We start from the raw sequence: 14510 nt of genomic DNA, 5'->3' as shown, positions 1-14510 counted from the left end.
GCCCCGGTACCCGCGCGGGTACCGGGGCCGGGCCGTTCCCGTGCCGGTCGGCGGACGCCGGATCACTCCCAGCGGAAGAAGCGCGCCGCGGCGGCGAGGCCCAGCACGGCCCAGACCGCCAGGACGCCGAGGTCCGCCCAGGGCACGCCGGCACCGGTCTGCAGCACGGCGCGCAGGCCGTCCGACAGGGCGGCGATCGGGAGCAGCTCCAGGACGGACCGGACGGCGGCGGGGAACTTCGACAGCGGTACCACCACCCCGCCGGCCAGCAGCAGCAGGACGAACACCAGGTTGGCGGCGGCCAGCGTCGCCTCCGCGCGCAGCGTGCCGGCCATCAGCAGGCCGAGCCCGGAGAACGCGGCGGTGCCGAGGACGAGCAGGGCGGCGACGGTCAGCGGGTTGCCCTGCGGCGACCAGCCGAGGGCCAGCGCGATCACCGACAGCAGCGCCACCTGGAGCGCCTCGGTGACCAGCACGCAGCCGGTCTTCGCGGTGAGCAGCGCCCAGCGGGGGAGCGGGCTGGCGCCCAGCCGCTTCAGCACGCCGTAGCGCCGCTCGAAGCCGGTGGCGATCGCCTGGCCGGTGAACGCGGTGGACATCACGGCGAGCGCGAGCAGGCCGGGGGCGAGGAAGTCGACCCGCTTGCCCGGCCCCTCGACGGCGACGACGTCGACCGCGGAGAACAGCACCAGCAGCACCGTCGGGATGACCACGGTGAGCAGCAGCTGCTCACCGTTGCGCAGCAGCATCCGGGTCTCGAACGCGGTCTGGGCGAGCAGCATCCGGCCGACCGGCGCGGCACCGGGCTTCGGGGCGTGGTCGGTGGTCGTCATGAACGCAGGTCCCGTCCGGTCAGGTCGAGGAAGACGTCTTCGAGGCTGCGGCGCTGCACCGCGAGCCGTTCGGGCAGCACCCCGTTGGCGGCGCACCAGGCGGTCACGGTGGCCGGCAGCTGGGGATCGACCGGGGCGTCGACGCGGTAGCTGCCGGGGGAGGACTCGGCGGCGGTGGCGCCCTCGGGCAGTTCCTTGAGCAGGGTGGTGAGGTCGAGGCCGGCCGGGGCGTCGAAGCGCACGCCGGACTCGGCGCCGCCGCGGCAGAGCTCGTCCGGCGTGCCCTCGGCGATCACCCGGCCGCGGTCCACGACGGCGACCCGGTCGGCGAGCTGTTCGGCCTCGTCCATGTGGTGGGTGGTGACGACGACGGTGACGCCGTCCCGGCGCAGGTCGCGGACCAGCTCCCAGGTGGCCCGGCGGGCCTGCGGGTCGAGGCCGGCGGTCGGCTCGTCGAGGAAGACCAGCTCGGGGCGGCCGACCACGGCCATCGCCAGGGCGAGCCGCTGCTGCTGGCCGCCGGAGAGCCGGCGGTAGGCGGTGCGGCCGCAGGAGCCGAGGCCGAGCCGCTCGACCAGCGCGTCGACGTCCAGCGGGTGGGCGTGCAGCCTGGCGGTGTGCCGCAGCATCTCGACGGCGCGGGCGCCCGCGTAGACGCCGCCGGCCTGGAGCATCACGCCGATCCGGGGGCGCAGTGCGGCGCCCTGGGCGACCGGGTCCAGGCCGAGGACGCGGACGGTGCCGGCGTCGGGCCTGCGGTAGCCCTCGCAGGTCTCGATGGTGGTGGTCTTGCCGGCGCCGTTGGGGCCGAGCACTGCGGTGACGGTGCCGCGGGCGATGCTGAGGTCGAGGCCGTCCACCGCGGCCTTCTCGCCGTAGCGCTTGACCAGCCCGGTGATCCGGACCGCGGGTTCGGATTGCATACGGGGAGTCTAAGAGGGTCCAACGGGCCGTTCGCACACTGGGCTTGATCACTTAATCCGCAGGTCAGGTAAGGCTAACCTGCGTGACAGATGACACGGGTGAGGGGTCCGTCACGGCTTGTCCTGCCGGAAGCAATTACGCAACACTGGTGTTGTGAAAAACATGCGCGAGCACATCCCGCGGCAGGAGGCCGAGTCGGCCCCCGGCTGCGCCGTGCCCGCGACGGCTGCCGAGGTGCTGCTGGACGGCCACCGGGCCACCCGGGACCGGGTCGCCCGGTCCATCCTGGACCACGGCCCCTCCTCCGCCGCAGACCTGGCGAGCCGACTCGGCCTCACCGCCGCCGCCGTCCGCCGTCACCTGGACGGACTGACCGCCGCCGGCCTGGTGGAGTCCCGCGAACAGCGGGTCTACGGCAGCCGCGGCCGGGGCCGTCCGGCCAGGCTCTTCGCCCTCACCGACGGCGGCCGGGACGCCTTCTACCAGGCGTACGACCAGCTGGCCGCCGACGCCCTGCGCTGGATCTCCGACTCGGTCGGCGGCGGCAAGGCGGGGGAGGAGGCGGTCGCCGCCTTCGCCCGGGCCCGGTTCGGCCGCCAGGCGGAGAAGTACCTGGAGGCCCTGCGGTCCGCCGGCGCGGCGGAGCGCACCGAGGCACTCGCCCGGGCGCTGAGCGCGGACGGGTACGCTGCCACGGTGCGGCGGGTCCCGTCGGCCGCGGCGAAGGCCCCGGCGGGCGCCCAGCTCTGCCAGCACCACTGCCCGGTCGCGCACATCGCCGAGCAGTTCCCCCAGCTCTGCGAGGCGGAGACCGAGGTCTTCTCGCAGCTCCTGGGCACCCATGTGCAACGGCTGGCCACCATCGCCCACGGCGACGGGGTCTGCACCACCTATGTGCCGGCACCCGGTGCCGCATCGTCGCCCGCCCTGCGCACCGCCGGGGACCGGGGCACCGATGCCGCGCCGACTGCCGGTACGTCGTCCACCGAAGATTCAGCGTCCGCGCGTTAGGAAGCTCGCATGACTGACACCGTTTCGCACCCCGAGCTCGAAGGCCTGGGCAACTACGAGTACGGCTGGGCCGACCCGGACGTCGCCGGCGCCGAGGCCAAGCGCGGGCTCAGCGAGGACGTCGTCCGCGACATCTCGGCGAAGAAGAGCGAGTCCGAGTGGATGCTCGACCTTCGCCTCAAGGGCCTCAAGCTCTTCGGCAAGAAGCCCATGCCGACCTGGGGTTCGGACCTGACCGGCATCGACTTCGACAACATCAAGTACTTCGTCCGCTCCACCGAGAAGCAGGCCGAGTCCTGGGAGGACCTGCCGGCGGACATCAAGGCGACGTACGACAAGCTCGGCATCCCCGAGGCGGAGAAGCAGCGCCTGGTCGCCGGTGTCGCCGCCCAGTACGAGTCCGAGGTCGTCTACCACCAGATCCGTGAGGACCTGGAGGAGCAGGGCGTCATCTTCCTGGACACCGACACCGCGCTGCGCGAGCACCCGGAGCTGTTCAAGGAGTACTTCGGCACCGTCATCCCGGTCGGCGACAACAAGTTCGCCGCGCTGAACACGGCCGTCTGGTCGGGCGGGTCCTTCATCTACGTGCCGAAGGGTGTCCACGTCGACATCCCGCTCCAGGCCTACTTCCGGATCAACACCGAGAACATGGGCCAGTTCGAGCGGACGCTGATCATCGTCGACGAGGACGCCTACGTCCACTACGTCGAGGGCTGCACCGCGCCGATCTACTCCTCCGACTCGCTGCACTCGGCGGTCGTGGAGATCATCGTCAAGAAGGGCGGCCGCTGCCGCTACACGACGATCCAGAACTGGTCGAACAACGTCTACAACCTGGTCACCAAGCGCGCCGTGGCGTACGAGGGCGCGACCATGGAGTGGGTCGACGGCAACATCGGCTCCAAGGTGACCATGAAGTACCCGGCCGTCTACCTGATGGGCGAGCACGCCAAGGGCGAGACCCTGTCGATCGCCTTCGCGGGTGAGGGCCAGCACCAGGACGCCGGGGCCAAGATGGTCCACATGGCGCCGAATACCTCCTCCAACATCGTCTCCAAGTCGGTGGCCCGGGGCGGCGGCCGCACCTCCTACCGCGGTCTGATCGAGATCGGCGAGGGCTCCAAGGGCGCCAAGTCCAACGTCCTGTGCGACGCGCTGCTGGTCGACACCATCTCCCGCTCGGACACCTACCCGTACGTGGACGTCCGCGAGGACGACGTGTCGATGGGCCACGAGGCGACCGTCTCCAAGGTCAGCGAGGACCAGCTCTTCTACCTGATGAGCCGCGGCATGACCGAGTTCGAGGCCATGGCGATGATCGTCCGCGGCTTCGTCGAGCCGATCGCGCGCGAGCTGCCGATGGAGTACGCGCTGGAGCTGAACCGGCTGATCGAGCTGCAGATGGAGGGCTCCGTCGGCTGACCCTCCCGGCCGCACGCAGACCCGGACCGCATTCCTAGGAAGAGAGCACCACGACAGCCATGGCTGACGTCCAGAACACCACCGGCTCCACGACCGCCGGTTCGATCGAGGTCGGTACGGCCGGGGCGGGCGCCCAGCTCGCCGGCCCCGGCACCGGCCGGGCCACCGTCCAGCAGCCGATCGACGCGCGCGTCGCGGCCGAGCCGTCCTTCGACGTCGCGGACTTCCCGGTGCCCACCGGCCGCGAGGAGGACTGGCGGTTCACGCCGATGCACCGCCTCGGCGGCCTGCACGACGGCACCGCCGCCTCCGCCGAGAAGGGCGAGGACAAGATCGAACTGAGCCTGCCCGAGGGCGTCACCGCCGAGACCGTCGGCCGTGACGACGCCCGCCTGGGCAAGGCCGGCAAGCCGGTCGACCGGATCGCCGCGCAGGCGTTCAGCGCCTTCGAGCAGGCGCTCGTCGTCACCGTGCCCAAGGACACGGTGCTCACCGAGCCGGTCCGGATCGACGTGCACGGCGAGGGCGGCGTCCGCTTCGCCCACGTGGTCGTCGACGTCAAGCCGTTCGCGGAGGCCGTCGTGGTGCTGGGCCACACCGGCACCGGCACCCGCGCCGCCAACGTCGAGCTGCTGCTCGGCGACGGCGCCAAGCTGACCTTCGTCTCGGTCCAGGACTGGGACCGCGACGCGGTGCACGCCGCCCAGCAGACCGCGCTGGTCGGCCGCGACGCCTCGCTGAAGTCCGTCGTCGTCACCTTCGGCGGCGACGTGGTCCGGCTCCACCCGCGCGTGAACTACGCCGCGCCCGGTGGCGAGGCCGAGCTGTTCGGCCTCTACTTCGCCGACGCCGGCCAGCACCTGGAGCACCGTCTGGTCATCGACCACGACACCCCGCACTGCCGCTCCAACGTGGTCTACAAGGGCGCGCTCCAGGGCCGGGACGCGCACGCCGTGTGGATCGGCGACGTGCTGATCCGCGCCGCCGCCGAGGGCACCGACACCTACGAGCTCAACCGCAACCTGGTGCTCACCGACGGTGCCCGGGTCGACTCGGTGCCGAACCTGGAGATCGAGACCGGCGAGATCGTCGGCGCCGGCCACGCCTCCGCGACCGGCCGCTTCGACGACGAGCAGCTGTTCTACCTGCAGTCCCGCGGCATCCCGGCCGACGAGGCCCGCCGCCTGGTGGTGCGCGGCTTCTTCGCCGAACTGGTCCAGCAGATCGGCGTCGCCGAGATCCAGGACCACCTCATGGAGAAGATCGAGGCCGAGCTGGAAGCGGCGGTCTGACACCCATGAGCTTCCTTCGCGCCTGTGCGCTGAGCGAACTGGCCGAGGACGTGCCCAAGCGCGTCGACCTCAACGGCGTCCCGGTCGCCGTCGTCCGCACCGACGAGGGGGTGTTCGCGATCAACGACATCTGCTCGCACGCGAACGTCTCGCTGTCCGAGGGCGAGGTCGAGGACTGCATGATCGAGTGCTGGCTGCACGGCTCCAGCTTCGACCTGCGCTCCGGCAAGCCCTCCGGCCTGCCCGCCACCAGGCCGGTCCCCGTCTACCCCGTAAAGATCGAAGGGGACGATGTGCTCGTCTCCGTCAACCAGGAGTCCTGAGTACACATGGCTACCCTTGAAATCCGCGACCTGCACGTCTCCGTCGATGCCGAGAACGGCCCGCGCGAGATCCTGAAGGGCGTCGACCTGACCGTGAAGCAGGGCGAGACCCACGCCATCATGGGTCCGAACGGCTCCGGCAAGTCCACCCTGGCCTACTCGCTGGCCGGCCACCCCAAGTACACCGTGACCGGCGGCTCCGTCCTGCTGGACGGCGAGGACGTCCTGGAGATGTCCGTCGACGAGCGCGCCCGGGCCGGCGTCTTCCTGGCGATGCAGTACCCGGTCGAGGTCCCCGGCGTCTCGGTCTCCAACTTCCTGCGCACCGCCGCCACCGCCGTCCGCGGCGAGGCCCCCAAGCTGCGTCTGTGGGTGAAGGAGGTCAAGGAGGCGATGGCCGCCCTCCAGATGGACCCGGCCTTCGCCGAGCGCAACGTCAACGAGGGCTTCTCCGGCGGTGAGAAGAAGCGCCACGAGATCCTCCAGCTGGAGCTGCTCAAGCCGAAGATCGCGGTCCTCGACGAGACCGACTCGGGCCTGGACGTCGACGCGCTGCGGATCGTCTCCGAGGGCATCAACCGCGTCCGCTCGACCGGTGAGGTGGGCACCCTGCTGGTCACCCACTACACCCGCATCCTGCGGTACATCAAGCCCGACCACGTCCACGTCTTCGCGGGCGGCCGCATCGTCGAGTCCGGCGGCGCCGAGCTGGCCGACAAGCTGGAGGCGGAGGGCTACGAGTCCTACGTGAAGGGTGGCGCGTCCGAGTGACCCGTACGCACGAGTCGGCGGTCCTGCCGGGACTGCTCGACACCGACGCGATCCGCAAGGACTTCCCGGTCCTGCAGCGTCTGCTGCACGACGACAAGCCGCTGGTCTACCTGGACAACGCGGCGACCTCGCAGAAGCCCCGTCAGGTCCTCGAAGCCCTGAACGCCTACTACGAGCGGCACAACGCCAACGTCCACCGCGGCGTGCACGTGCTCGCCGAGGAGGCCACGGCGCTGTACGAGGGCGCCCGGGACAAGGTCGCGGCGTTCGTCAACGCGCCGAGCCGCAACGAGGTGGTCTTCACCAAGAACGCCTCGGAGTCGCTCAACCTGGTCGCCAACATGCTGACCTGGGCGGACGAGCCGTACCGGGTGGACGCCGAGTCCGAGATCGTCATCACGGAGATGGAGCACCACTCCAACATCGTCCCGTGGCAGCTGCTCTCGCAGCGCACCGGCGCGAAGCTGAAGTGGTTCGGGCTGACCGACGAGGGCCGGCTCGACCTGTCGAACATCGACGAGCTGATCACCGAGAGGACCAAGGTCGTCTCCTTCACGCTCGTCTCCAACCTGCTCGGCACCGTCAACCCGGTCGAGGCGATCGTCCGCAAGGCCCAGTCGGTCGGCGCGCTGGTCGTGATCGACGCCTCGCAGGCGGCGCCGCACATGGTGCTGGACGTGCAGGCGCTGGAGGCCGACTTCGTCGCCTTCACCGGCCACAAGATGCTGGCCCCGACCGGCATCGGCGTGCTCTGGGGCCGCCAGGAGCTGCTGGAGGACCTCCCGCCGTTCCTCGGCGGCGGCGAGATGATCGAGACCGTCACCATGGGCTCGTCCACCTACGCCCCGGCGCCGCACAAGTTCGAGGCCGGCACCCCGCCGATCGCCCAGGCGGTCGGGCTGGGCGCGGCCATCGACTACCTGTCGTCCGTCGGCATGGACCGGATCGCCGCCCACGAGCACGCCATCACCGAGTACGCGGTGGAGCGGCTGCTGGAGGTCCCGGACCTGCGGATCATCGGCCCGCGCACGGCCGTCGACCGCGGCGCGGCGATCTCCTTCACACTGGGGGACATCCACCCGCACGACGTGGGTCAGGTGCTCGACGAGCAGGGCATCGCCGTGCGCGTCGGCCACCACTGCGCGCGGCCGGTCTGCCTGCGGTACGGAATTCCCGCGACCACACGGGCGTCGTTCTACCTGTACTCGACGCCGGGCGAGGTCGACGCGCTCATCGACGGCCTGCACCACGTCCGGAACTTCTTCGGCTGAGGGACGGGGCACGCGACATGAAGCTCGACTCGATGTACCAGGACATCATCCTGGACCACTACCGCAATCCGCACGGCAAGGGGCTGCGCGACGGTGACGCCGAGGTGCACCACGTCAACCCGACGTGCGGCGACGAGATCACCCTGCGGGTGAAGCTCGACGGCGCCACGGTGGCCGACGTGTCCTACGAGTCCCAGGGCTGTTCGATCAGCCAGGCCAGCGCCTCGGTGCTGAACGACCTGGTGGTCGGCAGGACCGTGGGCGAGGCGCAGGCGGTCCAGGAGGCCTTCCTGGAGCTGATGCAGAGCAAGGGCCAGGCCGAGGGCGACGAGGAGGTGCTGGAGGACGCGGTCGCGTTCGCCGGCGTCTCCAAGTACCCGGCCCGGGTCAAGTGCGCCCTGCTCAGCTGGATGGCCTGGAAGGACGCCACCGCCAAGGCCCTCGCCGAGCACCCCCCCGTCACCGACTGACCCCGCAGAGGAGGACAGACCACCATGACCGACGAGACCGCCTCCACCGCGGAGGAGACCCCGTCCGGCCCGGTCGGCACCAGTGCCGGCACCGTTTCCGTCGAGGACCTGACCGAGGCCCTGATGGACGTCGTCGACCCCGAACTGGGCATCGACGTCGTCAACCTGGGCCTCATCTACGGCGTCCACATCGACGAGTCCGACGTGGCCACCATCGACATGACGCTCACCTCGGCGGCCTGCCCGCTGACCGACGTCATCGAGGACCAGGCCAAGTCCGCCACCGACGGCCTGGTGCAGGACCTGCGCATCAACTGGGTCTGGATGCCCCCGTGGGGCCCGGACAAGATCACCGACGACGGCCGCGACCAGCTCCGCGCCCTGGGCTTCAACGTCTGAGGCCCTGAGCCGGTCGTCGACCCGCTGCCGCGCGAACCGAGGGGTCCGCGCGGCAGCGGCGTTCCGCGCGTCCCGGGGGCGGGGCGGAGACCGTCAGCCTCCTCCGCACCGTCGGGACCGGCGACGAGGGGCGGGCACCCGCCGCCGGGGGGTGGACGGTGGGGACGGCGGGAGAGCTTCTCGACGAAGCGGATGATGCGCGCGAACGCCGCTGCCCGGGACTCCCGCAGGAGTCCCGGGCAGCGGCGTTCGGTGTTCGACGGGGTCAGGCACGCTTCGGGGTGCGGGCGACGGCGATCGCGAGGGCGGTGCAGAGGGCGGCTGCCACGAGGGCGAAGCCGCTCACGGCGGGGAGCAGACCGTAGGCCTGGACGAGGGCGCCGACCGCGATGATCGGGGCGGAGCTGCCCAGGTAGACGATGATCCACAGGGAGCTCAGCTCGGAGCCCCGGCGCTCCGGGTCCATCGCCGCGACGGCGGTGGTGAAGAGCGACCGGAAGGCCACGCCCTGGCAGACGCCGCCGAGGACGCTGCCGATGAAGAGCAGCGCCGGGGTGCCGGTGTACTGGGCGGTGACGACCAGGCCGAGGCCGGTGGCCAGGCCGGCCATGCCGAGCGCGATCACCACCCGGTCGGTGGTCGGCGGGACGGTCAGCTGCGCCGCGGCCGAGGAGCCGAGCAGCAGCGCGGCCACGACCGCGCCGGTCAGGTGCGAGTCGGTGTGCAGCAGCTTGGCCGAGAAGGCCGGGGCGAGGGCCAGGTAGACGCCGAAGACGCCGTACGAGACGAAGCCGGCGCCGGCGGCCAGCAGGAACTCGCGGCGGCCGGTGCAGGGCAGCCGCAGGCGCTGCGGGCGCAGGTGGGCCGGGGTGGTGATGCGCGGCGGGGAGGCCGGTGGGCGGTTGCGGCCGGGCATCCGGGGGTGGACCAGGGCCAGCGGCACGCACAGTGCCAGCAGGGCGATGGCGTGCAGCAGGAACGGGGTGATCAGCGGGTCGGTGCCGCCGGCCAGCAGGGCGCCGACCACCGGGCCGAGCGCGACGCCGCCCGCCGAGCACGCCAGGGTGATCTTGGCGGCCAGGGTGGGGCGGTCGGGCATGAGGTCGCCGAGGGCGGCCCCGGCGGCGCCGGTGGACAGGCCGACGGCGATGCCCTGGACGGCCCGGCCGGCGGCCAGTTGCCAGAAGCCGCCGGAGGTGGCGAACACCACGTCGCCCGCGGCGGCGAGGGCGACGGCGGGCAGGATCAGCGCGCGCCGGCCGAGGTGGTCGGACCAGTGGCCGACCACGGCCAGGACCGGTACCAGCGCGAACACGTAGATCGTGAAGAGGATCGTGGTGTCGAGCGGGCCGAGCCCGAGGCGCTGCTGGAGCATCGGGTAGATCGGCGTGGCCAGGTTGGCGCCGATCAGCATGAGGAGGAGGGCGGCGGCGACGAGGCCGACGCGGACGCCGCGCAGCGCGTTCCAGCGGCTGATCGCGGCGAGCCGGAGCTGGGCGCGCGGCGCGAGCTCCAGGGGAAGCAGGGCCTCCGACAGTCGGCGTCCGTCGAGCTGCGCGGTGCGCAGGCCGGAGCCGGCGGGGGAGAGGTCCGCCATGGCAGGGGTCTCCTGTGGCCGGGCCCCACCGGGGTCGGCGGGGTGTGCCGGCGCGCCCGTCCTGGCGGCGCTGTGGTGGTGGCCTCGGTGCGGGCTCCCTGGTGGAGCGGGTGAGCTGAAGGGGTCCTTCCTGCCCGATGGCGGCAGGAGGGCGGGGCTACGTTGCCCGTCGGCGCGCGCGGGGTTGTGCGCGGTACCGACTTCGAAGGATAAGGGGTGGGCGCACGGTTGCGGCGCGCGCCCCTGGAGGCCGGGCGTCGGGGGTGCCCGGCCTATACGCTGAGGTGGTGGACCGGTAACGCGGAGGTGATCCCCGCGGCCCGGCCCGGCTGACCGCTCGGCGTAGGGAGAACGCGCAACGATGGCCGCACGACGTCGTAGGAACGCCGGCACGCCGGCGGCGGGCACGCCGGTCGAGGGCGCGGTGCTGCCGGCCGACCTGGAGCTGCAGGACCTGTACGGGGCGTTCGCCGCCCACGGGCTGGACGACGAGGACCTCGACGACGCGGCCGTGCTGGTGCCGCCGGTCGCGCTGCCGTCCGAGCAGGAGCTGGCCGGGCAGGCCAAGGCCGTCCCGATGTTCGGGTGGGCGCTGAAGCTGGCCCGCTGGGCGGCCCCGCACCGCGCGGTGGACGAGTTCGGCGACCTCACCGGCCCGGACCGGGTCCCGGCGGCCCGGCTGCTGGGTCTGGCCCCCGAGGAGGGGGAGACCCCGGAGGAGGCGGTGGTCGAGGCGATGCGGGCCTGGTCGCTGGCCTGCGACCTGGACCTCGTCGAGATCGGCACCACCGTGGCCGGCGAGCACGTCGCGATCCCCGGCCCGGACCTGGAGCCGGCCGAGGAGGGGGACGCCGAGACCGTTCTGGAGCTGTGGCTGACGGCCGCCGGGATCGTCCGGGAGCTGGCCGTGGAGGCCGACTCCCCGGAGCCGGAGCCCGGTGCGCAGGACGGCGCGGAGGAGGACGAGGACGCCCTCAGCGAGGTCGAGGAGGCCCGCGACGAGGCCGCCGAGCTGCTCGACGAGGCGCTCCAGGTGCTGTACGAGACGACGGCGTTCGCCGAGCCGGGCAACGAGACGGTTCCGCTGGGTGTGCTGGCGGCGCTGCTGGTGGTCCCGGAGGGCGAGGAGCCGAACGACGAGCTGCTCGGCGACATCACCGACGTGATGGTCGCCCTGGACCCGATGCTGGGGGACCTCGCCGAGCTGGGTCTGCTGGAGTACCGGCCGATCGACCCCGAGCTCTTCGACGAGGAGGAGGACGGGGAGCACGAGGGGCACGGCGGGCACGCCGAGCCGGCCGAGCTCGACGAGGCGGAGTCCGCCCGGTTCGGGCTGGTCCGGCTCACCCCGCTCGGCCAGTACGGCATCCGGCAGTGGCTGCTGGAGGACGGTTACGACGCGCCGCTGGTGGGCGACCTGGCCCGGGGCGACGCGGCCGAGCTGCTCCGCGGGGTCAGCGAGGCCGCCAACGTGCTGCCCGAGGAGGAGCTGCGGGTCTGGACCGCCGGCCGGGAGCCGGTGGCGGCGGCGCGCGAGCTGCTCGCGGCGGCGCGCGGGTCCGACGCGTACGCGCCGATGCGGCGGATGCTCTGCCACTCCGCGCTGACCCTGCTCGGCGCGCCCGCCGAGCCGGCCGTCCGGGAGGTGCTGGACGATCCGGAGCTGGGCGGCGGCGCGCGCGCCTGGCTGGTCTCGCTCGGTGCGTCCGACGTGCCCGCGCCGGACCGGACGGTGGCGCTGTGGACGGTCGTCGACGCCTTCGCCGCCCAGCTGCTGGACACCGGCGGCGATCCGGACCAGCTGCGCGAGCTGGTCGCCGAACTGCCGGTGACCGACGAGCCGTCCGGCTACTTCGGCGAGCTGTGGCGGGTCGAGCACCCGTACACGGCGGACGTGCTGGAGGCGGTCGGCGAGCTGCACCCGGACCGGGCGGTGGCCAAGGAGGCCCGCAAGGCGGCGTTCAAGGCGCGCTCGCAGGGCTGAGCTCCCGGGCCCGGACCGGAGCGCGGCCCCGGCGGGCTGCCGGTCCGGGCCTCAGCGGGGCAGGTCGAGCGAGCCGTCCTCGGTGAAGGGGAAGAACGGGTTGTGGGCCAGCTCCCAGAGGTGGCCGTCCGGGTCCTCGAAGTAGCCGGAGTAGCCGCCCCAGTCGGTCGGCGCCGGCGGCTTGACGACGACGGCGCCGGCCGCCACCGCCCGCTCCAGCGCGGCGTCCACCAGGGCCTGCGACTCCAGGTTCACGGCCAGGGTGACGCCGCGGAAGACCGGCTCGCCGCCGGCCGGCACGCCCGCGTCGGCGGCCAGTGCCTCGTGCGGGAAGAGACCGAGCACCGAGTCGGCGGTGCGGAACCAGACGATCGACGGGCTGGAGGCCGGGGAGCGGCGCCAGCCGAGCGCCTCGTAGAAGCGGGCGCTGTGCTCCAGGTCGGTCACGCCGAGCGTGACGATGCTGAGCCGGGCGGGGAACTCCGGGGTTGCGGTCATGCCCGCCAGCGTAGGGAGGGGCACCGACAGCCGCGCCCCGGAGGGGGCCGTCCGGCGGGGTGCCGCGGCTTCCCGGCCCCGATCCGCCCGGCCCCCACGGGGCCTGATGACCCGATAGGTCGGGCCACGTATCGTTGCCGGGTGTCGACGGCACGGTGAGGACGGCGAGGGCAGGGGGTGCGGCGCGGGATGACGCGGGCGAGCGGAGGGGGCCGGGACGGCCGGTTCGGGGACGGCGCGGGGACGGTGGACCCGCACGGACGCCCGGACGGACGCCCGGGAGAGCGCCCGGACGGCCGTCCGGAGGCGTGCCCGCCCGGCGACCTGGAGGAGTTCCTCGCCGGGCAGGAGGACCTCGCCCGCCGGGGCCTCGCCGCGACCGGCTTCCCGCTCTACGGGGTCGCGCCCGTGCCGGGCCTCGGCGGCGGCGCGCTGGTGGCCTTCGGGACGGAGGGCGGGGTCGTGGGCACCGGGCTGCCCGGCGCCGGACCGCTCGCCGCCGGAGCACCGGCGTCCGGGCGGACGGGGACCGGGCCCGCCCTCCTCGCCGTCCCGCCGGCCGGCCCCTGCTGGGTCGAGGTCGGCTTCGGGGACTGGACGACGCCGGACGGCCCGTACGTCCTGGTGCGCACCCACGGGCCCGGCGCCGACCGCTACGAGCAGCTGCCCGAACTGGAGGACGTCGTCGAGGACGAGCGGGACCGGGTCTACGAGCAGCTCGGCGTCGACGAGGGCGACACCCCCGGCCGGGTGCGGGCGCTGCGCGAGTGGATCACCGTGGACGGCGAGTCGCGGGCCGTCGAGGTGCACGAGGACCGGCGCGGTCTGTGGTCCGGCGCGGCGCTGCCCGGCTGCCGGCCGATCAGCGACGCGGAACCGGTCTGGGCCGGCCGGTTCCGGGTGGACGGGCTCACCGTGACGGTCTGCGGGCGCGGGGTGCCGCCGGGCCGCGTCGAACTGGCGCGGATCCGGGACCACGAGCGCTGCCTGAGCGGGCGCACCGCGCTGCTGCGCGAGCTGGCGGTCCGGCGCGGCCGGCCGGTGCCGGTGGAGCAGCGCGAACTCGCCCCGGTCGTCGGCCTGGAGGCGCACCGGGCGGTGATCGCGCACGGGATCGGCGAGGCCGCCGCGGTCGAGGCCCGGCTGCGCTCGGGGCGCCCGCCGCGGCCGCCCCGGGGTGCGCGGGCGGAGGCGGGTGCGCTGCGCTGGGAGGCGGCGGTGCGCCAGCAGGTGCGGCTCGCCTCGGAGACCCGGACGGAGGCGGTCGAGGCGGTCGGCTCGCTCGTGGAACAGCTGGGCAGGCTATCGCAGTTGACGCACTGGGTGGTGGGCACGCCGGACGGCGAGGCCGCGGTGGAGGAGTCGATCCGGTACGCGGTGTTCGCCAGCGAGGTGGCCAGCCTGCCCGCGCAGTGGGCCTGGGCGCGGGTGCGGCGCGGGGAGCGCGGCGAGCACCGGATGTGCGAGCAGCTCTGGCTGGCCGCCTGGGAGCAGTGGCGGACCGCCCGGGCCGGTCGCTGAGCCGTGCTCCGGCCGCCGCGCCCCGGCCTGGTCCGGCCCGGTCCGGGCTGACGGGTCGTCGGCCGCCGAACACTGGGTGACGGTGGCCGGACCTGCGGTGTGACCTGTGGTGACCAGGCAAAAGGTGAGTCACGGGTTTGCATAAGGTCGGCAAATGACCACCCTGACGAGGTGTCCGCGTCACCGGTTGT

The 14510-nt window shown here is 73.2% G+C and carries 14 protein-coding genes; 10 read left to right on the top strand and 4 right to left on the bottom strand.

Annotation, left to right across the window (positions count from 1 at the left end; translation table 11 throughout):
• Window positions 1–62 precede the first annotated feature (62 nt).
• Window positions 63–833, bottom strand: coding sequence for an ABC transporter permease (locus ACFCX4_RS12480; protein WP_376141228.1), 771 nt, complete (start codon window positions 831–833; stop codon window positions 63–65).
• The gene (locus tag ACFCX4_RS12475; RefSeq protein ID WP_376141226.1) at window positions 830–1756 is read right to left on the bottom strand and encodes an ABC transporter ATP-binding protein; all 927 of its coding nucleotides are present in this window, start codon (window positions 1754–1756) and stop codon (window positions 830–832) included. Before ACFCX4_RS12475 ends, ACFCX4_RS12480 begins: the two co-directional genes overlap by 4 nt.
• A gap of 163 nt (window positions 1757–1919) precedes the next feature.
• Here ACFCX4_RS12475 and ACFCX4_RS12470 point away from each other — a divergent pair, with 163 nt between their 5' ends.
• From ACFCX4_RS12470 to ACFCX4_RS12435, 8 genes are read left to right on the top strand one after another with little or no spacing between them, the layout of a single operon-like run.
• A complete protein-coding gene (locus ACFCX4_RS12470) occupies window positions 1920–2768 on the top strand; it encodes a helix-turn-helix transcriptional regulator (RefSeq protein WP_376141224.1) in 849 nt (282 codons plus the stop codon).
• A gap of 9 nt (window positions 2769–2777) precedes the next feature.
• The gene (gene sufB, locus ACFCX4_RS12465; protein ID WP_376141222.1) at window positions 2778–4193 is read left to right on the top strand and encodes a Fe-S cluster assembly protein SufB; all 1416 of its coding nucleotides are present in this window, start codon (window positions 2778–2780) and stop codon (window positions 4191–4193) included.
• Window positions 4194–4252: 59 nt separating this feature from the next.
• The gene (gene sufD, locus ACFCX4_RS12460) at window positions 4253–5485 is read left to right on the top strand and encodes a Fe-S cluster assembly protein SufD (RefSeq protein WP_376141220.1); all 1233 of its coding nucleotides are present in this window, start codon (window positions 4253–4255) and stop codon (window positions 5483–5485) included.
• Window positions 5486–5490: 5 nt separating this feature from the next.
• On the top strand, window positions 5491–5808 hold the full coding sequence (locus tag ACFCX4_RS12455; protein ID WP_376141218.1) for a non-heme iron oxygenase ferredoxin subunit: 318 nt from the start codon (window positions 5491–5493) through the stop codon (window positions 5806–5808).
• Window positions 5809–5814: 6 nt separating this feature from the next.
• Complete coding sequence (gene sufC, locus ACFCX4_RS12450; RefSeq protein WP_376141216.1) at window positions 5815–6579, top strand: Fe-S cluster assembly ATPase SufC; 765 nt, start codon at window positions 5815–5817, stop codon at window positions 6577–6579.
• A gap of 23 nt (window positions 6580–6602) precedes the next feature.
• Window positions 6603–7850, top strand: coding sequence for a cysteine desulfurase (locus ACFCX4_RS12445; protein ID WP_376141232.1), 1248 nt, complete (start codon window positions 6603–6605; stop codon window positions 7848–7850).
• Window positions 7851–7867: 17 nt separating this feature from the next.
• Complete coding sequence (gene sufU, locus ACFCX4_RS12440) at window positions 7868–8320, top strand: Fe-S cluster assembly sulfur transfer protein SufU (RefSeq protein WP_376141214.1); 453 nt, start codon at window positions 7868–7870, stop codon at window positions 8318–8320.
• 24 nt (window positions 8321–8344) lie between these two features.
• Window positions 8345–8719, top strand: coding sequence for a metal-sulfur cluster assembly factor (locus ACFCX4_RS12435; RefSeq protein WP_376141212.1), 375 nt, complete (start codon window positions 8345–8347; stop codon window positions 8717–8719).
• Window positions 8720–8984: 265 nt separating this feature from the next.
• On the opposite strand, the gene ACFCX4_RS12430 is transcribed toward ACFCX4_RS12435, so the two are convergent.
• A complete protein-coding gene (locus ACFCX4_RS12430; RefSeq protein WP_376141210.1) occupies window positions 8985–10316 on the bottom strand; it encodes an MFS transporter in 1332 nt (443 codons plus the stop codon).
• Between the two features lie 361 nt (window positions 10317–10677).
• Here ACFCX4_RS12430 and ACFCX4_RS12425 point away from each other — a divergent pair, with 361 nt between their 5' ends.
• Complete coding sequence (locus ACFCX4_RS12425; RefSeq protein WP_376141208.1) at window positions 10678–12300, top strand: hypothetical protein; 1623 nt, start codon at window positions 10678–10680, stop codon at window positions 12298–12300.
• Between the two features lie 51 nt (window positions 12301–12351).
• Here ACFCX4_RS12425 and ACFCX4_RS12420 read toward each other — a convergent pair whose 3' ends face one another.
• Window positions 12352–12798 carry a VOC family protein gene (locus tag ACFCX4_RS12420; protein WP_376141206.1) on the bottom strand — a complete coding sequence of 149 codons (447 nt, stop codon included), beginning with the start codon at window positions 12796–12798 and terminating at the stop codon, window positions 12352–12354.
• Between the two features lie 189 nt (window positions 12799–12987).
• Between ACFCX4_RS12420 and ACFCX4_RS12415 the strand changes: the two genes are divergently transcribed.
• Window positions 12988–14319 (top strand): hypothetical protein, encoded by a 1332-nt coding sequence (locus ACFCX4_RS12415; RefSeq protein WP_376141204.1) that lies wholly within the window; start codon window positions 12988–12990, stop codon window positions 14317–14319.
• Window positions 14320–14510: the final 191 nt, after the last annotated feature.

Origin of the sequence: Kitasatospora sp. NPDC056327, assembly GCF_042261735.1 — a bacterium.
GTDB lineage: Bacteria > Actinomycetota > Actinomycetes > Streptomycetales > Streptomycetaceae > Kitasatospora.
This window is presented reverse-complemented; position numbering and strand designations above follow the sequence as displayed.